Here is a 24,731-nt window from a genome sequence, read left to right as displayed (position 1 = left end):
GTTATCAGTACTTGAACTGGATTGTTGCCATGTAGTTGCGGCTTTCTCCAACCACAACCCCACTCGCACCTTTTTGCTCGCTATTCGTGCTACCACCACCTGCGAAGTAGTCGGTATCGAATAAATTCTCGACATTGAATCGAGCAATGATATCCAAGTTTTCATCGTACTTATGTTTGTATGACACGCCCATATCAACGCGAGCGTAGCCATCTTTCTTGAAGGTATTCGCTGCATCACCGTAGCGATCACCTTCATAAATCAAACCGAGGTTTAAGTTAGTGTTGTCTTGAACCTTGTAGCTAGACCATAGACTTGCCGAGAACTCTGGCACATCTACAGGGCGGTTACCTTCATATCTTTCTGCCTTCTTAAGCTCTGCATCCAAGTACATTGCAGAAGCGGTTAGCGACAACTCAGGGGTCACAAAACCTTGGGCCATTAGCTCAGCACCTTTGTGTACTTGCTCACCACCTTGAGTTTTCTTATGTAGAACCTTATTACTAGCATCTTTACCACTTTCAACATCCAGCGACATGTTCTCTAATGTGATATCAAACACAGCACCTGATACAAATAAGCGCTGATCAAACAGTTCCCACTTCGTACCGATTTCATAAGAAATTCCGCGCTCTGCATCTAGCTTCTCGCCATCGTTCACGTAAGTTTTGCCACGACCACTGCTGACTTCACCTTGTGGCATAAAGCTTTCAGAGTACTGAACGTAAACCGAGCCATTCGTCGCTGGGTGGAAAATTACACCAAATTTTGGAGAAACCTGGTTTTCAGTCAGGTCATCATCACGCTTTTCGTCATAACGAACACCTGCAAGCACTTGCCAGTAATCATTAATCGTCATCATGTTTTGCGCGTAGATACCCCAAGTGTCGTGCTCGCTTGTGGACTGTTTAACTTTCCCAGAGTAGCCAGGACGAGGCACTGACTGACCGGCTTCTATACTTATAGGGTTGTAATACTTTTGGAAACGGTCATAGGTATACTCTAGATAGTTCGCACCTACCAAAAACGTGTTATCTGTACCAAACAGAGAAAAGTCCGTCGTCACATCTATATATGCAGTATCAAACACCCAATTATCTTTGCGTTCGTTACCAGAATGGTCGATCTTAGTATCTTGGTCATAAGTATCGAAACCTGGGTAAGACTCTACATCAAAACGCTTAAAGTCTTGACGGTTGTAACCCGCTTTTACGTTTACATTGTCAGTCACTTGAGCATTAATATCGATACCGTAGTTTTCTACTTCGTTGTCAATCTTTGACCACTGGGCATCCCAGATGTGCTTGTCACCGCGAACCGCTTTACCATCCACAATGTAAGCACCAGAATCCACACTACCATCGTCTTTCGTGCGATCGTAATGCGCTGACACCATAAAGTTGTCGGTGATGTCGTACTCAACCACTAGGCCCGCAACCGTACGATCCGTTTCTGGCTCGGTACCATCGCCGTAGCTGCGCCAAGAGCCGTAGCTTTCTTTGGCAAAAATTGCGCGCGCGCGCAGTGTCTCTGCATCATTTAGCGCGCCACTCACATCAAGCACCGTGCGTGAGTGATCATTCGAACCTAGATCTTGACTCAAACTAGCTTGTGTTTGAGTTGTTGGTTTTTTCGAAACCATGTTTACCAAGCCACCCGGCTCAGATTTACCGTATAGCAAGCCTGATGGACCTTTAAGCACTTCAACACGCTCTAAAAGCTCAATTGGCTGACGGTAGTGTGACCAGTGTTGACGGCCATCACGAAGAAAACCGTCTGAACTGCTAAGCTCAAAACCACGTAGAGAGAAACGTTCGCGGTTACGGCTTGTACCACCCGCGCTAACACTTGCATCGTTACGTAGCACTTCACCAAGTGTACTTGCACGCTGCTCATCAATTACCGTTTCATCGATAACCGCTACTTGTCCTGGCGTTTCCAGCTGCGTCATTTCCATGCGCATTGCTGTACTGTTTGTATCCGCCTTGTAGCCGAACTCTCGACCTTCTACAACTACATGTTCGTCTGTTTGAACGTCCGCCACTGCAGGTGTTGCTAACACCGCACCGATCACTAGCGCCAAATGGCTCTTAGTAAACATATCCTTTCACTCCGATTATTATTTTTCGGGTCACATGCTTGTTGAATGCGATTCCCTCTTAATTATTTCGCGGGTGAATATAAGTGATAAGTATTACCATTTGCATTAAATTTACATTCTTTGCATTTGCAAACTTTTGTAAAGTACTCTCTGATGATGAGCCACAATAACGTGATCAAAATCACAGTTTATAAGACTTAACCATACTTACTGCTTGAACACCAACGTAACACTCAGACCTCCTTGTTCACGATTTTTCGCCGTAACGGATCCACCCATAATGCGCATGGATTCTTTGACAATCGCGAGACCTAAGCCGTAGCCGCCAAGCTTCTTATCTCTTGATGCATCTAAGCGAGTAAACGGGTCAAAAATATCGACCAACTTGTTCTCTGGAATACCAGGCCCATTGTCGGATACAGACATGGTAATCAATTGCTGCCCATCTTTGACATGATTAGCCAGAGAAACTTCTATCTGAGATGCTTGCCCTGAATATTTGATGGCATTTCCAACAAGGTTGTTCAAACAACGAATGACGAGCGTTTCTTCGCAAAAAGCTTTGGCGCATGTTGCTTCTGAACGGAATGACAATGTTTGTTCTGGCTTTAAATCGATTTTGCACCGCTCAACTTGCGGTGCGAGCAACACCTCTAAATCACGGCGTTTCGCACCTTTGTCGAAACGCGCATTTTCCAAGCGACTGAACTCCAAGATATCGCTTATCAAATGGTTTAGCTCTTTAGCTTCGTCTTCTAGCCTGGTCACCAAGCTTTGCTCATTCTCCCCAACTCGCTTCCGCAAAAGGTGTAGAACTAAATTCTGTCTTGCTAACGGCGTTCGGAGCTCGTGGGAGACATCTCTTATAAGCAATCGCTGCTTTTCGGCAAGAGAATGAATTTGCTGTGTCATGTGGTCGAAGTCTTGCGCCAGCTCGTTAAACTCGCGCGTATTCGATTTTAACTCTTTCACCACACTGACATTAAAGTCGCCGTTAGATAGCTTTTTGCTTGCTTCTCTTAAGCGATCAAGCGGCTGTTGTAAGTTGCGTGCCATTAGCAATGAGAACAACGCCAAAATAACTACCGCAATCACCACTTTGAGAATAGAGAAATATAAAATGAAGTCATGTGCGGGATGCAGTCGATGTGGCAGTTGAATCACCAAGCTATTATCTTTAACCAAAGGGATATTGATAATCGGGCGATTTACCTTTCCCTCAAGTTGATCATCAATACTTCTTTTAAATTGAAGTTTGAACTCGAAGTGTGGATGCATTAAACGGTGAGTGACGGGTTGCTGGTGCTCATTCAGCACAAACAGATAAAAGTTTTGCGCGTTCGCCCAGTCAGCAAGTTCATCCATGTCTCCGTGCTCAATCAGCACATTGGCTTGATGTGCAAGATCGAGCATTTCTTCTCGCACACTGTCCGGCACTTTTAGCATGGCTTTCACGAGAGCTTGCTCCGCCATTGCTTGTACGACCAAAATACTTATCACAATTGCAGTCATATAACTAAACAACTTAAACGCTAAGCTGTCTTTACGTTTCGCGATAAAAGGTGGGCACGTGAGCTTCATTAATTGTTTACAGCCTCTAGGTAACTGTAACCTTTGCCACGGAAGGTTTTGATATGTTGTTTAGAGAGCCCTGCTTCTACTAGCTTGCGACGTATATTACTGATGTGCATATCAAGATTGCGGTCAAAAGGGCTTAGCTCTTTCTTTAATACTTCGGTTTGGAGTTCCGCTTTTGAAATCACCACACCTTGGTTTTTGACTAGATAGCTCAGTAACTCGGCTTCCGTGCTTGTGAGTGGTAAGCTATTGAGCTGATCACTGATCGTTTGAACGGTACTGCACATCGCCTGACGTTGGCGCTCTAAACCAACACGACGAAGAATCGCTTTGATGCGCATCAGAAGCTCAGCAACATTAAAAGGCTTTCCTATGTACTGATCGGCTCCCGCTTGGTAGCCATCAAGCATCGAGTTTTCATCATTAAGAGCAGTAAGCATTAGAATAGGTGTCGCGAAGCGTTGACAGATTCTACGGGCAACTTGCATGCCGTTAAGGTTTGGTAACATGACATCAAGCAGTACAAGATCTACCGGCGTTTTTTCCATATATTGCAAAGCACTTTCACCGCAATGTACAGAAGAGACAATATAACCCTCCTCTTGCAAAACTGCTTCTAATAGCTCACACAAAGGAACGTCATCATCCACTATCAAAACTCGAGACATTACCACTCACCATTCAAATAAAAATGGTTCGCATTCTATTACTCATTTACAAATTAAACAACTACACATCCTAGGGCTTTAGTACAAATAGCTCTATAGCAGTAGACCAGAGTGCTAAGCTAACTAGCACCTGATAATGAGGGTAGATCAGGGCGTTAGCTTCGTCTTCTTAGCGACATTTTCCACGATGTGTTTTAAGTGGGTGCGGATCGTTTTTAATGTGACAAGCTCCTCTTCAGTGAAGGGATGCATCAGAACTGAATTTGCTCCGTTTTTTCCAATAACCGTAGGTAGGCTGAGAACAACATCATGCAAACCATATTGCCCCGACATCATCGTACCGACGGGCAACACCGATCGTTCGTTAATCGTCACAGCTTGAATGATTCGAAAGACACTAGCGGCAATGCCATGAACGGTGTTCTGCTTACGCCGAAAGATTTCGTATCCCGCCTGTTTCACCGCCTCAAGAAGTGCGTGCGGATCAATTCTCTCAATGTTATGGGTATCGCAGTAATAGTCGGCCGGTTGCCCAGCGATAGAAATTAAGCTCTTAGGAGTAAAGCAATGGCTACCATGCTCTCCTAATACATAACCAAACACGTTCTTCGGGTCTAGGTCTACACGGCTAGCAACAATACTCATTAAACGAGCAGTATCAACTACACAGCCACTGCTAATAACTTTACTCGGCTCAAAACCGGTGTTGGTGACAATAAAGTGCGCCACGATATCGCATGGGTTTGACACAACAATCAACACCGCATTTGGCGCTACGCGTTCTATTTGACGCGCAATATCAACTCCAATTTGAGCATTAACCTCAGCAATATCTAAACGAGTTTGTCCTTGTTTAATCTGCGTACCAGCGGTGATAACAACAAGAGAGGCTTCGAGTAAATCTAAGTAATCATCCGACGGCATAATGCGTGTGTTTTTTGAAAAAGTCAGTGCCATCGTGTGACGAAAATCAAACACTTCACCCTCGGCACGTTCTAAATTTTTATCAAGTAGAACAAGCTCGCTAAAACCACCCAGAGTGAGTAAGTAATTACATACACCCACACCAACAGCACCTGCACCAATAACACCGATCTTCATATTTCTCTCTCCCGATAACCATGATGCACTCGCAACTACCTTGCTCTTTAAAAATGAGCGGCAGGAGAATAAAAGTCCAACTTTGGTTCATGATTCGACAGGAGTGCTTCCAACGACCTACCTTGACGAATGGGCGATTTGGCTTTTATTAAGACGATCTGACAACATGCACCTTGAGGTATATCTTCAAAGCAAAAAACGAGTACAATCTGCTCATCACAAAGCAGAAGATGAAGAACATGGAAACATTAGTAATTGGTCATCGTGGTGTTGCTGGCTCATACCCAGAAAATACAAAAGTGAGCGTTCAGGCCGCCATTGACCTCGGATTAAATTGGGTTGAAGTTGATGTACAACCGACCAAAGATAATGTTTTAGTGGTTTGCCATGATCACACCATAAATCGATGCAGTAATGGACAAGGGCGTGTCGATGAACTGACTCTGGAAGAGTTAAAGGCGTTGGATTTTGGTAGCTGGTTCAGCGCAGATTTTTCAGGTGAGAAAATCATGACATTAGATGAGCTGCTCACTTTAGCTACTGAGCACAAGCTTAACTTGAATATTGAAGTTAAGGTAGATCGCCACCCAGCAGAAGAAGTGGCACAAGCTCTCGCCAACGTACTAGCAAAAAGTCCCATGCCGCAAGAGAAGGTACTACTCTCCAGTTTTAGTCATGATGTCATTAGAGCGCTGCATAAATACTGCAATGAGTATCGATTAGGTGTATTGAGTGAATTCTTAACGAGAAAAGATAAACGCCTTTTGGAAGAAGTTAACGCCTATAGCTGCAACCTAAACATTAACTGGGTTCGCTCGCGCCAAATAAACAAACTCCAGCAGGCGGGTTACAAAGTGATGTGTTATACAGTGAACAATCCAAACAAACTGAAGTACCTACCTCAGTTAGACGGTATATTCAGTGATCATCCACAACGCTTTATGCCATAGCACATACCACCTTGAGCTTTAGAGGCACCATTTCGTTACCACTCAATCTGAATTGGTGTCCCCATCTCTACAAGCTGGATAAATTCATCCATCTCTTCATTGGTAATCGCAATACATCCATTGGTCCAATCAAAGCTTTGGATATAAATCGGCAACTGGCTCTCACCGTTTTTTAAACCATGAATTTTGATGTTCCCTCCTGGGGACACACCTCGGCGCTTCGCTTCCAACGTATCAATCGCATCAGGGTAGCTAATATGCACAGAACGATAAAAAGCAGAGTCTTCTATAACGTAATCTAAGGTGTATTCGCCCTCAGGTGTACGATTGTCTCCCTCTTCTTGTTTATGCCCTTTAGGGCTCGCCCCTAAAGCAATGCGGTATTCTTTTAGTATTGTGCCTTGTTCCATTAAATACATTCGACGCTTTGACTTGTCGACTTTAACAAGATCTACAGCTGCATGGACGCCAGAAGCCAACACGCAACACAAGAACATAGAGCACCATTTCACTGACATTGCCGGAACGCCTAACCTAACTAAAGTGAACAAGAAAAGAGCGATTATGCTAGTCAGTTAGCGCCCGTAAAGCAAACAGTATCTAGGGTAGAACCTGTATTACCCCAGGAGCTAATGTGATGAACGCACAAGTGCAGAGTCGTAAGATAATACTCATTGAAAGACGTGATCGTTATCGTTGTTTGATATGGCAAAAGTTAAAGAGAAGATTTCTCTATTCATTCCGCCTAAGTTGCATTACTTTATAAGTATATTTATTTATAAAGTCCGCACTTTTTGAGAGGGAACCATGATTAATATTGCTTTTTTTAGTGCAAAATCCTACGACGAGGCCTCTTTTAATAAAATTAAAAATAACCGAGATTTTGAATTCCACTATCACGACTTCCGGCTAACCGAAAAAACAGCCAAAATGGCACATGGTTGCGATGTCGTGTGTGCTTTCGTCAATGATGACCTTTCAGCTCCCGTTCTTAAACAGCTTTCTCTAGGCGGAACTAAGCTTATTGCCATGCGCTGCGCGGGTTTTGATAAAGTTGATCAACAAGCTGCTAAAGAACTTGGCTTACAAGTAGTTCGAGTTCCAGCTTACTCACCAGAGGCGGTGGCAGAGCACACAGTCGGTTTGATGATGTGCCTAAATCGTCGCCTTCACAAAGCCTACCAACGCACACGTGACGCCAACTTCTCGCTAGAGGGCCTAGTTGGCTTTAACTTTTACGGAAAAACCGTTGGTGTCATTGGTACAGGTAAGATTGGTATCGCGACGATGCGTATCTTCAAAGGGCTTGGCATGGAGCTGCTTTGCTATGACCCTTACGAAAATCCATTAGCACTAGAAATGGGAGCGCGTTACTGTTCGCTTGAAGAAATCTACGCTAATGCGGATATTATCTCTCTCCATTGTCCAATGAGTGAAGAAAACTATCACCTATTGAACGAAAAAGCCTTCGCGCAAATGAAAGATGGTGTGATGATCATTAACACTAGTCGAGGCGAGTTGCTGGATTCACTAGCGGCGATAGAAGCCTTGAAACAAGGTAAGATTGGCGCGCTTGGTCTAGACGTGTATGACAATGAAAAAGACTTGTTCTTCCAAGATAAATCTAACGATGTCATCGTAGACGATGTTTTCCGTCGCTTATCGGCTTGTCATAACGTGCTGTTTACTGGCCACCAAGCATTCTTGACTCACGAAGCACTTAATAATATTGCCTCAGTTACGCTCGATAACGTCGAAGCCTTTTTCTCTGGTAACGTATCGGGCAATGAACTGATTAACTAAAGCCAGACAATCGAGAAGTATAGTAGAGCGTGTGATCTCAGCTATGCTATACTTCTCGACTATTTAAAATTTGAGCCAAATTACCATGAGCATAAAAACTGATATTCAAAAGCTGCACAACCGTTTAGATACATGCCAACGTAAACTTGATGCGGCACGTTCTCGTGGTGATCACGAAATGATTACAAAGTTCACGGATGAAGTAGAACAGCTAACCAAAAAGCTTAACCAGTTAAAGCATAAGCAAAACTATGAGCTGAACAAAGAACGTAAAAGCTTACTTGATATGCCATTCTCTCGTGAAATCACCAAAGCAGAACAAGCGGACATCGGCAAACTGAAAAAACGCGTACGCGGCTTAGTAATCGTTCACCCACTAACAAAAGTTGGTAAAGAGCTTCGCCTCGATGTCATGACAGGCTTTGCGCCAAAAGAGTTTTAAACTCATATTAATACTCGTTGAGCCTAAGCATTTGCTTGGGCTTTTTATTTTGTACTGCTTCATTAAATGTCATCGAAATATCAACCCATAAGCTCCTAAAAAGGCCAGCGACAAAAGCCACGGACCTATTTTCAACCAATACCGTCTGCATTACATCTCAACGCTACGACAGTTGCTGCAACTTGTGCTCCACAACGGGGTCATTCGGAACTAACTGCTGAGCCACTTCCAAAAGTTGTACTGCATCTTGCGGATTGTCATGCTCATGCTTCATCGCAATATCAACAAGTGGCTGAATATCGATTTGCGCTTGATGCTCCTTCACATGTTCTTTCTTTTCTTCAATTAGCACATTATGAGCGGTACTCAGTAGGCTCAAACGATGTTGTGAACTCGCATTCGCCTTGTTAAGACACTGATAGTAATCTTCTTTTAATCGCAGCGTTTTAGTCTGATGACGAAACTGCGCTATATCTATCTTCTGATAACGTATAAAGTCTACAGCCACTTGCTTATAAAAACCGAATTTATTCAAATACGTCGCGTGTGTACCATGTCCCATACCGAAGACTCTCAAGTGAGTGAGCTCTGGGTAGCGTTTGGCGTGAAGACGGTCGATTTCATTGGTTGGATCATAAATGATGTAACCTTTTGCATCTCCAAGGTCGAGGTCGTGGTACTTTCCTTCCCAATCAAATTGTTGGGCAAGTTCAGTACTTGGCCTGTCATCCCATGGCACTAGCACTTTGTTTTTTGTACTGACCGGGTGAAACATCAATACTTGATCCAACCTTAATAGATTGGAAAAAGCGCCAATAGCAAAACCACCGCGGCTAAGGCCATAACCTAAACGGCATTCAAAAGGCTCAAGTAATGTCGATAACTGCTCTAGAAAGAAAATCAAATTACGGCTGCGAAACCAGTTACTTTTCCCAAGGTGCTGAAAAGAAATAATATTTACTTTTTGTTTCTGGGCTAATCGATAGCCCCAAGGCGCAAAGTCTGAGTGTAAGTCCTGTACTTGTAGATTCGTACCAGCAGGGGAAAAGGTGAACAACAGCGGTTTATTTCGGTCGACAAACTCATACTTAACAAACACATCATCAAGTAAGTCCTCCCCGGACATCGGTAGCCTGGTTTGCTGTTCTTCACGAGAAAGAGCCAGCCATTCATCCAACCAGTACAGTAACTTCATTAATCCTCCATCTAAATTGCGCCTAGCAATTGTGTTAAAAATCTAGTTTTTAGTGTGTGATCATCTCCCCCTGGTTACAGGGGACTCTGATATCAGTCCTCTTTTAAAACAAAGCGTGAATTTGCTTATTAAATTGGTCAATATCTATGGTTTGATGACGAACAAACTCCTTCGCCACCAGATTAAAAAATTCTAATTTATCTAATTGTGTGGATTGAGTGCCGTGCCCCATACCGACGACTTTTAAATGAGTAAGCTCTGGATAACGTTCAGCATGAAGACGATCAATACGATTGGTGGGGTCATAAATAATGTAACCTTTGGCATTGCCCAAATCTCGATCATGGTAGCCGCTTTCCCAATCGAACTGTTGAGCAAGCTCAGTGCTCGACCGCTCATCCCATGGCACTAACGCTTTATTTTTTGTGCTAACAGGATAAAACAACAAAAGATGATCCAACTTCAGTAAGTCAGCGAATGCGCCAATTGCAAAGCCACCTCGACTTTGCCCATAACCCAAACGACATTGGAAGGGATGAAGCAACTCAGACAGCTGCTCCAGAAAGAAAATCAAATTCCGACTACGGAACCAATTACTTTTACCTAAATGTTGAAAGGCAATAATGTTTACTTGTTGTTGTATTCCGAGGTCGTAGCCCCAAGGAGAAAAATCCGGAGTTAAGTCTTGTACCTGAGCATCAGTACCGGAAGGAGAAAATGTGAACAACAATGGCTTGTTAAGATCGACGAATTCATACTTCACAAAAACATCATCAAGTAAATCGTAGCCAGAAATTGGTAAAGCAGCATTTTGCTCTTTTTGAGTAAACGCTTGCCATTCATCTAACCAGTAAAGTAGCTTCATTTTTTCTCCAAGTACATCTGCAGTATTTAGACTGAAACTCTATCAAAATGCTTTTAAGCATCCCACGTTGAGACTTAACAAAGCTCTACTTAAAGCCCAAATGACCTATGGAAATGTCTTCGATTGAAGATATTACTGCGTAAACTACACCCAAAGTGAGTACGCTAAAGAACTTAGAGAAAGGGCCGGAGAAAAGCCAATTAGAAGTTTTCGATAACAACTGTTAAAAAACAGCAGATACAAAAAAACCGCTGTAAGAACAGCGGTTTTTTAAAGGTGGCGGAGAGATAGGGATTTGAAAGCTATATCCGCAAGACTAAACTGCTTATTTTACAATGACTTAAGTTGTATGCTCAAAAGTCGATTTTGCCATGTGACTGGTACAGATTAAACCAAAAAATGCGCAAAGGTTCAACTGTAGACCTGATATCAATAAAAAGTTTAGCTTACCATTCATCATCTTCTTCCACTTCTTCTCTATAAATTATCATTCCACTGGCTATGTCTAGATAGTGACCTCCTCCAAGATCTACTTCATATACTTCTTGATTACCCGTGTAATAGCTTTTTCGGTTTAAGGAGCAATTTACAGGCATGGAAGTGCGGTTATCTTGAATGTAGCGACGAACGTCGTAGCTACATTCATATCTACTCATTTGACCATGAATTGAATTTTCAAATGTCACACACCAGCTATAGTTGTCAGTGATAAACTGTTCAACAAGATAAGTCATCTCATCGGGTTTAACGTGGAAACACTCACTTAGGCTACCTGTGCTAAAGTGAGGTAATCTTTGTAGGTCTATAATAACCTCTAAATGCTCCAATAACCTTGCTTCAATTTCATGAACGTTACCGTTAACAATTTGAAAGGCTGTGTAAATAAAGTAACCAGGATTTTGAGAAGAAGTGTGGCGAGTATGCAGTCCAATCGTAGTTTTGCCAACTTTTGACCAGTTTCGATTGTAAATATCGCCACCAATATATATCCAGTTACCATAGTAGGTTGGCGTACTGTTGATTTTAAGTGTCATCTGTATACCTTTAAATATGCATGCGATAAGTAAGCACCCCAGATTTGGAAACCCAAACCTTAATGGTGCTTTATCTACTTGATTATAATCAACGTTGCATGTACTTCATTCTGCGATTATCAAATGCAGGCATAGTTCCCTCGAGCACATCGACAACCTTATTATTAATTATGTTGCACTCTATAGCTCCTGGGGTGTATGTAATATTGTGTCCATTTGTACGATCAAATTCGCAGTGAATGATCTGTTCAGCATCGCATACAACAGCTAGGTTTGGATTATGGGTAACCATAATAATTTGTCTCTTCTGCTTCGCTTCCGTCAATACTGGAACTAGCAAACTCACTATGGTTTCGTTGTCTAGGTTTTCCTCTGGCTGATCTAAGATAATTGGAGTGTTCCCCTTGTCGACAAGCAAGTAAAAAATCAACAATAGTGCACCTCTTTGACCAGGAGATAGTTGTCCAATTTGTGCATCCTGAAACATTAACGTGTATCTTGGCTCTAAATATTCCAAACCAAATATAAGGTCATAAACTTCATTGGCTGTTCGATCCTTTCGCAATAATGAGCCTATGCCTATTGGATTCTTAGACGCTGCTTCCAGCTTTTTATATAGTTCGTCAACAAACTTTATTAGTGACTCTTCACAGTTAAGGTCATGTCGATCTAAAAGATCTTTCATAACCGAAAGACTCTCTGACTCACCTCTAAACTCCCCCGATGCTTGTTTCACAATAGAGAACAACTTGTTTGAAATTTGGTCTACTGTACTGCTTAACTCAGCCTTAAATTGCAATTTGTACTCATCACGAATCAGGGCATTATTTTGAATAAGCGATTGTACTGGCTCAAAAAGCGATTCTCTGTTCGCTTTTTGTTCATCTAGAGTCTTGAATATCTGGCTAGTCAATTCGAGACGTTTTTCATGTAGTTGTTGCCTCTGAGTAGGGAGGAGATCCAGCTGATGCTTCCTATGCCGCACGCCTTCAAGTGTGTCAGGTTCATCTTTTGTACCGACCAGTGCCGTTATTCGATCTTCCCAAGCCTTAAGTTGTTCTTTGTAGGCTTGAAACTTCTGCTGAGGTGCATTTAGTTGTGCATTCAATGGAGCCTTTTGCTCATCAAGTGATTGTTTATTAACGTCAAGAGATAGTTGCTCTGACTTTATAGCCTCACTCTGCAACGAAGTCGATTTTTCAATATCAAGAATGACTTGTTCATCAAGAGTCACATTGATTAGTTTATCGATGTCTAGATCTAAAATTCTAGCATCAGAGTCGAACTCTAAAATAAACTGCTCGGCTGCACGTTTAACAATATCAAACCCTGCTTTAATGTTTTTACATGCTTTTTTCCTCGACGCTAGTCTAGTTAGTTCCTCTTGATGTGATTCTTTTTGTTTTTGTATTTTCTCCAGCTCTTTACTTATCGAAGCCAGTTCTTCGGAAACCTTTTGTTGTTCCAAGCTCAACTCCTTTGTTGGCTCAGGGACTTCTTCTGGTTTAGATTTGGTTAGTTCTTCATGCAGGCGTTTCTTCTGTTCAAGTAACTCTTCAAGTGTTTTTCGCGCTTCGTCAGTCATCTGGTTTTCAACAAATTCAATTTGCTCATTGACCTTATGTAAAGTGCTACGATAACTTTCTAGCTGGCTGCGAAGAGAGCTTTCTTGTTGCTCGATAAGTTGGTCAAAATCATGCGCTCCTAGCCGTATAGAGTCATCTGCATGTGAGAAAATTACAGAACGAAGCTCTCTTTCAAAAGCATCTGATTGGCCTGACACATGAGCATTGCACAGTTCCTCAAAGTGCCCTTGTGGAATATATTTAACTAACTCAACATTTTCAGTAGCTGGATTTTCATTTAGATTTTTCTCAAGTTGCTTTTCATCACCCCAAGTCACTTTGGCGTCAAAGTGATTCGCTGGCTCTCCTGTCTTACCCCGAAACCTGTTTTCTTTCAGGAAAGAAAAATGATGACTTTGTTTGGAATTACCAAGCAATGCGGCTATATCAGCCAAAGCGCTTTTGCCACTACCCTTGTTACCAATGATAGCTACTAGATCATGATTTAAGTGCAATGAAGTATTGTCGAGCCAACTATCAGTTAGAGATGAGCTAGATACTTTCGTCACTTCTAGTGTGTTGATAAATCGGCTTCTATTTTCACTTACGAGTTGCTTCTTTGGCGGTATGGTGCCGATAAATGATCTTTTCGCAGGTTCTTTGATGGCCTGCATTAAACCATCAAATGTTGGATTCGCTTTTATCCATGTTGCTTTGCCTGATGGATAATCACCATAGCCGCGTCTGTCGTTATTACCTGATTCACCAATAAACCTGTGAGCATCACTACCAGATACAGCTAGTCTAGGTACATTGTTAAGAGCCTGTTGAAAATCATCTAACCAACTCTTGTTTTGGGATGTTTTTATACCAGAGAACGCTTCCCAAAGGGCTAAGTTACGGGTCTCAAATATTGGTGATTGTTTGAACAAGCTTAGAACATAGGCGTAGTGCTCATTCCGTTCTATACCAGTTAAGCCATCGCTAGTATCAAATGGCATAAAGCCTATAGCACGCCCATTTTTTACTTTCGAAATAGCATTCTTATAGCTATCACAACTCAGCTCAGCCATTATTGAACCTGCTCTGAGTGCGTAGGCAGAGTCTTCTAGGACACGGCTTTTATCCAAAGAATGGTGCTTTAGCTTATCTGCGGGAACAAAACGTGCGTATTCGATCAATGCTACATCAGACAGGTTTCTAGGCTCTTCACCTGGGAATTCAAGTTTTAGATTGGATTTAAAATCAATAAGCTCTTGTTCGGTTATCAAATCAGAAAAGAGGACATGTGCATTTAACCTTCCTTTCATTGGAGCCATTAACCGCAATTCAATACCAGGAAAAACAGTCTTCTTTAGTTCGGGGGCTCCTGGCTGTTTCAATCGTTTCTGTAGCGCAAACCAACCGTCAAAAGTCCAGTAATCCATTATCGCAAAAACTGCTGGCTCAGCATCGTTCATGGCTTTGATCATTTGATCAATCAGCTGAATATTCTCGGATGAATCTGGGTCGGAGTTAAATTTTTGACCATCCCAATGAAAAGACGCAGGGGTATGAATGTGTAGATCCCACTTCCGCCACTCAGAGCCTTGCGGATAATCGCTACTAGCCATTAAATATTCCTTTTATTATATTGGTGTTGCACTTAATTGCGTATATATCGGTACTTTAATGGCTCTAAAAAAAGTTAGTCAAACGATAGAGATGGGAAGTGAGAGATCTAACACCTGTTACCTTAAATCATTGTCTTCTTGCCATTGCTACCTTCTGATACTGATGTTTCATATATAAATTTGATCCTTCCCAGTTTCAAATTTCTAAATCGTGCAATGTGTCGCTAGAGGTAGTTAACCGTACTTTGGCCTCAGCTAACTGTGCTTTTGCCTCCTCATGCTCATCGGTTAACTCAACAACCCGTGATTGAAGACTTTCATTCTCACTCAGCGCAGATTCCAGCTTCACTTTCACAGATGTATGCTCATTTTGTAGTGCTGATAGCTGTTCGTTGATGCCTTGGTAAGTCCCTTGAAGTATTTCGTACTTCTCCGTAATGGAGTTTAAATTGCTTGTAAGTTTAAGATTGTGTTGAAGTAACTCCGAGTGGCTTTGCCGTGATTCAGCCAATTCAAGTTCTAATTCTTCAATTTTGTCCTCAAGCCGTTCCTTTTCCTCAACTTGCTTCTTAAGGCGTTCTTCAATATCAGCATAGTCAGCTTCAGCTTGCTCCTTGGCTCGATACGTTAGGTTATATTTTGCGTCGAGATCTCTGACACGAATAGCCATTATGGTTTCATAGTGCTCGTGCGCTTTGTTGTTCAAAGCGCTTGTCATCTCTCGCATTACTTTGCAAAGCTCTTCTTCCCGTTTAGCTAAAAGCTCTTGTAGTTCAGCAGGAAGGTCATACGACAGAAAGGCAAGAGTCGCTTCATCGTCTTTTGTATCTGGCGCTTTTCGCACTTCGACGGAGATATGCCCGTCTTGTATCAACCGATCTAAATCCGCTTGAATAGTAGAAATTCTTCCTCTCCCAAGCGCTTCCTTGATGTACCAGCCAGAAGGCTTCTTTCCTTTGCTGATCAATTGAGTCGCAATGTTGATGACATCGTCATCCGTATATGATCTTGGTCTAGCCATTGTATTACCTATGTTTTAGTTATTATGTTTAGGTTAGTAAGTAAGTAAGTTAGTAAGTAAGTAAGTAAGTTAGTTAGTTAGTTAGTTAACTTACTAACTTACTTATCCAGTGAAGCTTCCGCTCCAATATTAATGTTGGCTTCCTTTATGGTCTTGATTTCCTTAGAAACGCCTTGTGCTACTGAGGGAGGAAGCTCAAGTGCAGCACTCAAAGCGGAATCAAGATACTCAGCTTGCTTTATAGCCATCTTTTTGTCGCGAGCATTGATAGCAAGTAGCACTTTCTTGAACACACTTACCAACCTCGGAACGACAGCGTCGGTTAGCTCTAGAGCCAGTTGGGATAACCGTGATTGTTGATCTTTAAGCTCTGTTATCTCAGTGGTTACTGTGTCTTTTTCAATTTGAAGCTCACTAAGGTTGACCTGCGCCTGAGCTACGTCATCGAGTAACTTGTCAAAGTTATCTTTTAACGAATGAGTGTTTTCTACTAGCTCATTGTACTGCTGCTCTGCTGAATGAACCTTTGCTTGAACCAACTCAAGTTGGTGCGTGTAGTAGTTATGGCTTCGAGCAGACTTAGGCAGGTTCGATTCCTTATCTATCTTCTTGCGCAGCACCGATTTTTGCTCTGTTTCGGGAGCAAATTCAGCTTTCAAACTCTTGCTCTTAAATAGTTGCTCATTGGCAAAATCAAGCATCATACGTTGATGGTAATGACCAAACTTTTGACTGAGCTTCCTGGTAAGCTTGCCATTCTCTGGAAGCGACTTTTCACTAGGGTAGTTTTCACGGATATACTTGTTGACGACGTTAATCTGAGTTTTCCTCAAGTCATATTCACCAGTTTGGTTGTTCCTACCCGAGATAAAGTAGTGAGTATGTGCTCCAGTATTGACATCAACACTTCGCTCATCGTCATGTCCAATGATTGCCTGAATGTCGTAAGCAGGATAATGGTGCTTCAAAAACTTACGCGTAAATAAAATGTATTCTTCAAGCGTTATGGTGTCGCTGCCAACGTTCCATTGATGTGGAACTTTAAAGGTGCCTTCTTGCATGAATACGTTGTTCGCTGCTGGTCGCTGCTGCAACTGGTTATAAGCGTTCAGATACGTTTCTAGCATCTTGATACGTTGCTTTTTCCGCTGCATTTTCAGCTTTTTAAATTGCTCGATACGTGAGTAGGGCACATGCCCTTTGGCGTTTAAGACTGCTTGCAAAAACTCCGCAGCCTCTGTATTTCCTTTGGTTGTTTCACTCTTAATGGCGTTGTTCATTTTGAGGCGATACTGCCGCTGCTGAGTTTGCAATTTCGATTGATTGCGAATTTTTGGCTGCGGTGCCAACTGATACAACAGCTCTAAACGCTCATCTTCGGGCAATGAGTGCAAGGGTAAAACCTTTGACCCTAGCCAAATTAAGTTGGTATCTGCAAGCTCCTCATTCCACTCTAACCGCTTAGAGTCATTAACAGCGGTGGGTGGTGCAATACGTAATGAGTGAGCTAGAGAGTGTTCGCACTTAACTCGATCAACTGGTTTTGATGTGAAGTTAAAGCGTCGATGAAAGAATCGAATTTCCTTCATAGTCACCCCCGAAGGGGTGAGTATGGTAGAGAGTCAAGAGAGCCATCTCTTGCCCGCAGCTCACGTTCATCTTTTTGGAACAAAAAGTGTGACGGGAGCGCAGCGGGTTGCTTTGTCATCTCACTTTCAAAGTGGATGACTTTGGCACCAATAGTGCCATTCATGGCAGTGAAACTGCCATGGCTGACAACGCAAATGCCAATGGTGGCGATAGCTATCATGGCTGGCTCCCAACTAGCGTTTGCACAAGTGTAAGCAGCTCGGGTTTAGCTTGTAACGCTTGAATCAAAGCTACGAACTCAGATGGAATTTCTGTCACAGACACAGGCTCAGATACTTTCATATCAAACGTGCTAGACAGGTTCCTTGCCGACGCACTTGCATAGTCGGGGGAGTCTACCGCTATCCATTTGCCGTAATGCTTATCGACCATCGCGGTATCGCTATGGCCCATTTGACGTGCAATCCACTCTTTAGAAATACCTGCCGTCAGGTTTTGGCTGGCAAAGGTATGTCGAAGTTGACCTGCGCCACGGTGCTCAACACCAGCCTTTTCTAAAAATGGTTTGAAAAAGGTTTTATTAAACTGCGCTGCGTGAATGAAAGGGGCATCAGTTTGACTGTTGTAAAATACAAACTGTAAGTGTTCTTTGATACGACTTTTGTTATCACTTTGCAGCACCGAGATTTCACAAGTTGCCTTGCCACCTGTCAACTTGAGTTGCTTTTTCAGCACTTGAATAGCCAACTCATTGAGCTCGACTTTCCTGCTTGACTCTTCAGTTTTCGGTGTTTTGTAATCGCTAAGCACCTTCGCTCGACGGACAAACATTTCCTTGCGCTTAAAGTCTATATCTTCCCAAGTTAGTGCAATCAGTTCACTAATCCGAACACCAGTAAGAACGTTCAACATGAGCGCATGCTTGCCATGTAGACACCCATGAGTACTGTGAAGGCTGTTCAGTTCCGCTTTAGAGAAAGGTTTCGGTTCAACTTTGCACGCTTTAAAGTTCTTGACGTCTAACATTGGGCTAACACCAATGGCACCATCATTGACAGCGTGTTTAAAAATACCTCGCAGCACAGTCATGAACTCATTGATTGTTTTGTTCGCGTAACGTTCGTGAAGGTCGTCAAATAAATCTAGAATGTCGCTATGACAAATGTCCGAGATTAGTGTCTCACTAAAGTAGAGCTTCAAAGCGTTCGCTTTGCACTTGTTGTTAACAAGAGTTGATGGAGCAACTCTGAATTTTCGGCTTTTGATGAATTTATCTGCGTAATCTTTAAATTTTTTGGGGTTCCTGTTTTCCATTTTCTCAACTTAGGCAGCTATGGCTGCTCTTCTATTTGAGAGCATCATATCTAGACAAAATCAGGAAGTCCAAACTGAAAATGCTAATATTATTAGTTACTTATTATAAAAAATTACTAATCCATTTCTTATCAAATAGTTAAAAAATTCAGTTTTTACCTTTGGGGAGGGAATGGATAATTGCTAATATGCAACAGGTGATTGTGAGCTTAATTGATATTATAATCGCTTCCAATATTCCATAGGATGAACGTAAGCCATATGAACTTTACTTTAGTTCCAAGTAACCAATCCGTGCCTTCACTAGGACAAAATACGGTGTACTTACAAATAGATAACTGGAATGACTATTCGTTTGTAACCATGTTTTATCTAGTGATTTTTGATGAAAATGGCACAAAACATGATATTGGAAACGTAAAAATAGGATTCAAGGGACAAACAACTCAACAATCAACTTACGGGAGTTTGGCTGCTTCATTCGATAGACTACCAGAAGGGTATTTTTCTCTTGGTGAGGGTGTTGAGTACTATAAAACGATTGTAAATGAACTATCACCTCAGACTAAAGAAAGTCTTCTAGATGGACTAAATGATATAGTGGCCAAACCAAGCATCATAAATGCAATTGAAGATGAAGATGTGTTTGGTACATCGCTGTTGAGGTATACAAGTTTGTCCGTCGTGAAAGGTCAGTTGACAAGGATATTGAACGGTGACGCTGAGTTAACTCCATACAATTTTGGTTTTGTTCGTCACCAGACGGAGAGTTTAGCTGGAGTTTCATTGGGTTTCCAAGTCACACCCGAATCAAAACCAAAGACAAACATTCACGCAATTATTGGGCGCAATGGTGTAGGTAAAACAACCTTATTAAATGGAATGATCGCTAGTGTTATTGAACAAGATATTTCTAAAGGTCATTTTTTTGAAAACACACCATTTGGGCCTGGAAATGCGATTAATAAAGACTACTTCAGTAGTATTGTTTCAGTTTCTTTTAGTGTATTTGACCCATTTGATCCTCCGATGGAAAGAGCCGATCCGTCGAAAGGCACGTGTTACTACTACATTGGCTTAAAGCAAACATCCCAAACAGCGCTCAAAAACTTGGGACAACTTCATACTGAGTTTTACAGTAGTTTAAGAAACTGCTTTGTGAGTAAGGCGAAAAAAGATAGATGGTTAAAAGCTGTAAAAACCCTTGAATCGGATAGTAACTTCGCAGATATGAACCTCGCAATCCTCACCACGGTTAGTGATGAATATTTCAGGCAGTCAGCTATTCACCTAATCTCAAAAATGAGTTCTGGACATGCCATTGTAATCCTAACCCTTACAAAGTTAGTTGAAAAAGTCGAAGAAAAGACACTTCTTCTTATCGATGAGCCTGAAAGCCATTTACACCCGCCTTTGCTTTCTGCTTTCACCCGAGCATTAAGTGACTTGCTTTCAAACAGAAATGGCGTCGCAATTATTGCAACTCATTCTCCCGTTGTGTTGCAGGAAATACCTCAAAGTTGTGTTTCAAAAATAACACGCTTTGGGGCAAGCATGAGTACTTCCCGTCCCAAAATCGAAACGTTTGCGGAGAACGTCGGTATGCTTACGCGAGAAGTGTTTGGTTTGGAAGTAACAAAGTCTGGATTTCACGAACTTCTGCAATCTTCAGTGGACGAAGGGAAAAGTTATCAAGAAATACTCAATAGTTATCAACAAAAGCTAGGTATCGAAGGTCAATTTTTACTTCAGAGCATGATCGCCAACAGAGTAGCTGGTCAGGAGTAATAATGAAAAAACTTCCTTTGCCCAGTTATCAATTTCTGGATACTTTTAACGTTTGTCTTCAAGATTGTGATTCTGAAAATCTCCCTGCAATGATAGGGCTTCGTCAACATATTCCTGAGTTTGATTTGATTTACCAACAAAGAGCTTCGAATACTACTTTGCATCAATTGACTCAGTCTAGGCACGGGCACTCAGAAGATATTGTTGTCGAGAGTATCACCAAAGCAGACTTTGTGGACTTATATGAGAAGTGTTTTGTCAAAACAGGCACTAGTGGTAGAACTATATACGATGCGCTCAGGGCATCATCTGATGGACTGTGCCCGCTCTGTGGGATTGGCAGCGTATCGACACTCGACCACTATTTACCGAAAGCGAGATATCCGCTTTATTCAGTGAACCCGTGCAATCTAGTCCCTGCATGCATGGACTGCAATAAAGGAAAAGGAAGCTCAGTATTAAATTCAAATGTAGAAGAACCACTGCATCCTTACTTTGTATCAGAGCACTTTATTGATGAACACTGGATATCAGCGGAAATTGTTGAAACTACGCCAGTGACAGCTAGATTTTTTCCAAGCCCACTTGCTACGTGGAGTCAAGAATGCCAACAACGAGCGATTAACCACTTTAATGATTTTGACCTTGCTAGTAGATATAAAACCCAAGCATCTCTGTTATTTACAATGTTGACCGAAAGAGTACGTGAATTAAAGCATGAGCAAGGTCTTAGTACAGAAGAAATTCAAGCTAATTTCTTGGCTAGAACGCAAACTCAACCTCCCAACTCTATAGCTAGAGCCCTCATGGAGGCCATTGCTCAAAGTGAGTGGTTTTGTTCTGAACAATACCTAGTTTTTTAGACACATCTAGAAAACCAACGAGCAGTTATAGGTATCAAGCTTTTCTTGCTGCTTTGTTGACGTTTATTGCAAACCTCTCCGCATCTTGTTCGGAGTAAGATTTTCGCTTTCGTCGCTGCTTCGTTTGGTTATCTCCTCGCTCAATTTTCGTTTGGGTATTGAGCTCCACAGACGATGGCTTGTTAACGGACTCATCAGATTGATTGTTTATTTCACTCATGTTTATTGCCTTAGTTAAACAGCAGCGCTTTTGAAAGCGCTGCGAATAAGGGAGATTAAACTTCTGCTGGTATTAGCTCCATAATTAAATCACTCGGGTTGCCATGAGTGAGAAGGCGCACACCACGACTCAACTCAGTCGTAATACTTGAAACGGCAATTCTGCAAGCATCATTGACTGCATATACAAGTGTTACATCGTGCGCGGAAAAGTCTTTATTTTGTTGATTAACCAGTCCTGTCTCAAACATGTACTGCATAATAAGCAGGTACAACTCATCGACGTAACGGTTTGCTGTTGGCAGGTGATTCTTGCGAGCAAATTCTTGGTATTCATCCTCTACGACATTCCAGAGGCTGTACAATGAGAAATTAATTGCTTGGAGCTCAGAGAACCAGTCAAGGTCTTGTTTGATATCAGAGGCATCTGCCGTGTAATTGCGTTTGCTCTGATAATGTTCAGCAATACTCTGAACCATCGTATCCGCTAGGTTGTAATACTCCTGAACAAACAAAAGAAGTAGATGGCAATCACGTAGCTGATACAGATCTTTATAGAGAGATGAGTATTGACCATTTAGTTTGGGTGCTTGCTGATAAGCATCGACCAAAACACTATCGCATGCGAGCGACATGATTTGATATGTCTGCTGGTCGAAAGCAGAATAACGCTCTCTCGCACTGCTCGGTGTGTAAAGGCGCATATTATCGAGTCCTGTCCAACTATTCGGCACGATTACATTGTCTCGTGATGGTAAGTGCCACTTTAATAGGTGATGTCCTGTTGATGCCTTCGTTTCCTTTTCATCTGTGACCAAAACAAACTCAATCCCAAGGGCGTTTTGAAAGCTCATTGAGACCATGGACGGCTCTAAGTCGAGTAAAGCAGGTTTGATAGTGCTTGCCATCAACTCAATAAGTTGCGATTCGGAAAGCTGGTAGCCTTGGAATGCCTTCATAACGCGAGGCCAGATGGTATTTTGAAAGCGAGCCTCTAAAACGGAGTCACTTTCTTGCTTCCAATCCACCAATACATCTTTATTTCGACTTAACCTTTGGTGGACTTCATTAGGGCTGAGATTAAACAAAATGTGCGCGAGCATGTCATCCCGTTTTCTGAAGGGAATACTTAACTCTAAATTGCGTCGCAGGTGTTCATTGAAGGCATTGGTTAGCTTAGTGTAAGTCGATTTGTTGCGTAAACGCATAGCTGTCTCTCCAACGTGCAAAACAAGCAAATGGCTGGCGTTTACTAAAAGCTTGCTTTGGCACTGGGGTTTCAGCACAAAGACTTTAAATTAAGTTAAATTGAGTACGGACAGAGGTAGGTATCGCCAGCAACCCATGTATGTCATCCGCGCTCATTGTAATCCGTTCTAAATTTTCAGTGCAAGAAATTTAAAACGGATTAAGCGTAAATGCATTAACAGCATGCATCAGCTTCTCTGCTGGAAGTTGCTTACCGTAGTGTCCGTAAGTCATGCTGGTATTTTTATGCCCTACGATTTGAGCTACTACATGTTCCTCAATATTGGCTTGCTTTAGTTCATCGACGAATGTGTGTCGAAAAGAGTACGCAGTGGGGCGATTACCCGCCTTAAAGCCACATGCGGTCAGAACGTCACCCATGCTGTCTCTGAAATCTTTTGACCAATCGGTATCCTTGCCACGTGGGATAAAATCAAACAGTTGGATTTTCTTGTGTTGTTTCCGCTCTTTTACATAATCGAGAAAACTAGACTCCAGTAACCTTTGATGGATGGGAACCTGTCGTTTGGATGAGGCATTTTTTAGATGTTGCTGCTCTCCGCTATCAGTAAAAGATATTATTGGTATGGGGCCATCTATATGGATATCAGCTACTCGAAGTTGACAAGCTTCCGACGGGCGACAGCCATGCAATACCATAACCTTTGATGCCCACTGGAAGGATGAATCCTGCTCTTTAAAAGCACGGCTAGAAAATAGGCGTGTTAGTTCCTTTTCGCCCCAGCGTAGACGCTGGGAATGAGACGAGATGTTTTTGGAAGGTAGCTTTACGTGAGCAAATGGGTTGGAGTTTATCAGCTCTTGCACCACACACCAGTTCATAAACTGCTTAATTGCAGCGAAGTAGTCACGTAATGTCTTATGACTTAATTCTCGACCTAAGAGCTCGTCTCTGTAAGCCATTGCAACGCTGCTGGTGATACTCGATCCTTCTAGTTGCTCAACAAACTTTAAGAAGTCCCCATTGCGTTGTTTTAGCTGCTTGAGGGTAAGGTTTGTAACTTTTTCTAGACGTTTTGATTCAATGAACCGATTTAGTACATCGGTGTTGATTGATGATGTCTGTTTCTGTTTTTTGGGCTCATACATTTCCGAGAGCAGACGACATGTTGAGTCACCATCACTTGTTTGTTTATTAAAAGAGACTCTAAGCTTGTTAACTTCTGTATTAAGCTTTTGCTTAAAATCTGGAAAGGGTAAAGACTTTGTCTGTGCTAATTCGAAAAGCTCGAAGATTACTTTTGTCTGATCAAGATTGCGTTTGTAAGCCATACGACGATCACGCGTGACTAGGGACAAGCGAATTTCCTTAGGAAAACCGTTTTTTTGAAGGGAAGTCGGGATTGCAACACGTGTGTAATACACGCTATTAGGTTGTCGAAACAAATACATCTGTATCATCCTCTTGTATTTGTCGACTTTTGAGGTATAAAAACGAAAAAACCGCTGTAAAAACAGCGGTTTAATCTTTGAATGTGGCGGAGAGATAGGGATTTGAACCCTAGATACGCTATTAACGTATGCCGGTTTTCAAGACCGGTGCTTTCAACCACTCAGCCATCTCTCCACAAATTGTCACTAAAACTTAGTCTTATACTATCGATGCTAATTTTTAGTTTTGCCTTCAGTTATCTTAATTAAAAAGAAAACTTGAAAGCGATGTTTAAAGCCTGGCGATGTCCTACTCTCACATGGGGAAGCCCCACACTACCATCGGCGCTATTTCGTTTCACTTCTGAGTTCGGCATGGAA

At 42.1% G+C, this 24,731-nt stretch carries 20 protein-coding genes and 1 tRNA gene; 5 read left to right on the top strand and 16 right to left on the bottom strand.

Annotation, left to right across the window (positions count from 1 at the left end; genetic code table 11):
• Nucleotides 1–4 precede the first annotated feature (4 nt).
• From NDJ01_RS19465 to NDJ01_RS19450, 4 genes are all read right to left on the bottom strand, one after another.
• Entirely contained in the window at nucleotides 5–2,101 is a 2,097-nt protein-coding gene (locus NDJ01_RS19465; RefSeq protein WP_053807982.1) for a TonB-dependent siderophore receptor, read from the bottom strand.
• A 207-nt stretch (nucleotides 2,102–2,308) separates the two neighbouring features.
• The gene (locus NDJ01_RS19460; RefSeq protein WP_258587181.1) at nucleotides 2,309–3,682 is read right to left on the bottom strand and encodes a sensor histidine kinase; all 1,374 of its coding nucleotides are present in this window, start codon (nucleotides 3,680–3,682) and stop codon (nucleotides 2,309–2,311) included.
• A complete protein-coding gene (locus tag NDJ01_RS19455) occupies nucleotides 3,682–4,347 on the bottom strand; it encodes a response regulator transcription factor (RefSeq protein WP_046873911.1) in 666 nt (221 codons plus the stop codon). The genes NDJ01_RS19460 and NDJ01_RS19455 overlap by 1 nt, the downstream gene beginning before the upstream one ends.
• A 147-nt stretch (nucleotides 4,348–4,494) precedes the next feature.
• Nucleotides 4,495–5,448 (bottom strand): lactate/malate family dehydrogenase, encoded by a 954-nt coding sequence (locus tag NDJ01_RS19450; protein WP_258587180.1) that lies wholly within the window; start codon nucleotides 5,446–5,448, stop codon nucleotides 4,495–4,497.
• A gap of 239 nt (nucleotides 5,449–5,687) precedes the next feature.
• Between NDJ01_RS19450 and NDJ01_RS19445 the strand changes: the two genes are divergently transcribed.
• Nucleotides 5,688–6,398 (top strand): glycerophosphodiester phosphodiesterase family protein, encoded by a 711-nt coding sequence (locus NDJ01_RS19445; protein ID WP_048625142.1) that lies wholly within the window; start codon nucleotides 5,688–5,690, stop codon nucleotides 6,396–6,398.
• Nucleotides 6,399–6,433: 35 nt separating this feature from the next.
• Here NDJ01_RS19445 and NDJ01_RS19440 read toward each other — a convergent pair whose 3' ends face one another.
• Nucleotides 6,434–6,916 (bottom strand): murein L,D-transpeptidase family protein, encoded by a 483-nt coding sequence (locus NDJ01_RS19440; protein ID WP_041853100.1) that lies wholly within the window; start codon nucleotides 6,914–6,916, stop codon nucleotides 6,434–6,436.
• 289 nt (nucleotides 6,917–7,205) lie between these two features.
• Between NDJ01_RS19440 and NDJ01_RS19435 the strand changes: the two genes are divergently transcribed.
• Complete coding sequence (locus NDJ01_RS19435; protein ID WP_006741210.1) at nucleotides 7,206–8,201, top strand: 2-hydroxyacid dehydrogenase; 996 nt, start codon at nucleotides 7,206–7,208, stop codon at nucleotides 8,199–8,201.
• Nucleotides 8,202–8,286: 85 nt separating this feature from the next.
• Nucleotides 8,287–8,643: a YibL family ribosome-associated protein gene (locus NDJ01_RS19430; protein WP_005374274.1), complete on the top strand. Its 357-nt coding sequence runs from the start codon at nucleotides 8,287–8,289 to the stop codon at nucleotides 8,641–8,643.
• 163 nt (nucleotides 8,644–8,806) lie between these two features.
• Here the strand turns inward: NDJ01_RS19430 and NDJ01_RS19425 are convergent, their stop codons facing one another.
• The 7 genes from NDJ01_RS19425 to NDJ01_RS19395 all read right to left on the bottom strand — a co-directional run bounded on the left by NDJ01_RS19425 (nucleotide 8,807) and on the right by NDJ01_RS19395 (nucleotide 18,840).
• Nucleotides 8,807–9,838: a cytosolic protein gene (locus tag NDJ01_RS19425; RefSeq protein WP_164665338.1), complete on the bottom strand. Its 1,032-nt coding sequence runs from the start codon at nucleotides 9,836–9,838 to the stop codon at nucleotides 8,807–8,809.
• A 103-nt stretch (nucleotides 9,839–9,941) separates the two neighbouring features.
• Nucleotides 9,942–10,703: a cytosolic protein gene (locus NDJ01_RS19420; protein ID WP_258587179.1), complete on the bottom strand. Its 762-nt coding sequence runs from the start codon at nucleotides 10,701–10,703 to the stop codon at nucleotides 9,942–9,944.
• A gap of 446 nt (nucleotides 10,704–11,149) precedes the next feature.
• Nucleotides 11,150–11,737: a hypothetical protein gene (locus NDJ01_RS19415; protein WP_258587178.1), complete on the bottom strand. Its 588-nt coding sequence runs from the start codon at nucleotides 11,735–11,737 to the stop codon at nucleotides 11,150–11,152.
• An 88-nt stretch (nucleotides 11,738–11,825) separates the two neighbouring features.
• Nucleotides 11,826–14,915 (bottom strand): TrlF family AAA-like ATPase, encoded by a 3,090-nt coding sequence (locus NDJ01_RS19410; protein ID WP_258587177.1) that lies wholly within the window; start codon nucleotides 14,913–14,915, stop codon nucleotides 11,826–11,828.
• A gap of 196 nt (nucleotides 14,916–15,111) precedes the next feature.
• Complete coding sequence (locus NDJ01_RS19405; protein WP_258587176.1) at nucleotides 15,112–15,936, bottom strand: hypothetical protein; 825 nt, start codon at nucleotides 15,934–15,936, stop codon at nucleotides 15,112–15,114.
• A 98-nt stretch (nucleotides 15,937–16,034) separates the two neighbouring features.
• Nucleotides 16,035–17,525: a hypothetical protein gene (locus NDJ01_RS19400; RefSeq protein WP_258587175.1), complete on the bottom strand. Its 1,491-nt coding sequence runs from the start codon at nucleotides 17,523–17,525 to the stop codon at nucleotides 16,035–16,037.
• A gap of 217 nt (nucleotides 17,526–17,742) precedes the next feature.
• Nucleotides 17,743–18,840, bottom strand: coding sequence for a site-specific integrase (locus NDJ01_RS19395; protein WP_258587174.1), 1,098 nt, complete (start codon nucleotides 18,838–18,840; stop codon nucleotides 17,743–17,745).
• A 261-nt stretch (nucleotides 18,841–19,101) separates the two neighbouring features.
• Here NDJ01_RS19395 and NDJ01_RS19390 point away from each other — a divergent pair, with 261 nt between their 5' ends.
• Complete coding sequence (locus tag NDJ01_RS19390) at nucleotides 19,102–20,628, top strand: ATP-binding protein (RefSeq protein ID WP_258587173.1); 1,527 nt, start codon at nucleotides 19,102–19,104, stop codon at nucleotides 20,626–20,628.
• 2 nt (nucleotides 20,629–20,630) lie between these two features.
• The gene (locus tag NDJ01_RS19385; protein WP_258587172.1) at nucleotides 20,631–21,491 is read left to right on the top strand and encodes an HNH endonuclease; all 861 of its coding nucleotides are present in this window, start codon (nucleotides 20,631–20,633) and stop codon (nucleotides 21,489–21,491) included.
• 34 nt (nucleotides 21,492–21,525) lie between these two features.
• On the opposite strand, the gene NDJ01_RS19380 is transcribed toward NDJ01_RS19385, so the two are convergent.
• From NDJ01_RS19380 to NDJ01_RS19365, 4 genes are all read right to left on the bottom strand, one after another.
• Nucleotides 21,526–21,711: a hypothetical protein gene (locus NDJ01_RS19380; protein WP_258587171.1), complete on the bottom strand. Its 186-nt coding sequence runs from the start codon at nucleotides 21,709–21,711 to the stop codon at nucleotides 21,526–21,528.
• A gap of 55 nt (nucleotides 21,712–21,766) precedes the next feature.
• Nucleotides 21,767–22,918, bottom strand: coding sequence for a hypothetical protein (locus tag NDJ01_RS19375; protein WP_258587170.1), 1,152 nt, complete (start codon nucleotides 22,916–22,918; stop codon nucleotides 21,767–21,769).
• A 190-nt stretch (nucleotides 22,919–23,108) separates the two neighbouring features.
• Nucleotides 23,109–24,371: a tyrosine-type recombinase/integrase gene (locus NDJ01_RS19370; RefSeq protein ID WP_258587169.1), complete on the bottom strand. Its 1,263-nt coding sequence runs from the start codon at nucleotides 24,369–24,371 to the stop codon at nucleotides 23,109–23,111.
• An 84-nt stretch (nucleotides 24,372–24,455) separates the two neighbouring features.
• A tRNA-Ser gene (locus NDJ01_RS19365) sits at nucleotides 24,456–24,546 on the bottom strand.
• Between the last annotated feature and the right edge of the window lie 185 nt (nucleotides 24,547–24,731).

It is taken from the genome of Vibrio sp. HS-50-1, from assembly GCF_024747315.1.
GTDB classification, from domain to species: Bacteria; Pseudomonadota; Gammaproteobacteria; order Enterobacterales; family Vibrionaceae; genus Vibrio; species Vibrio diabolicus.
The sequence above is the reverse complement of the archived record's forward strand: the minus strand, read 5'-3'. Positions and strand labels throughout refer to the sequence as shown.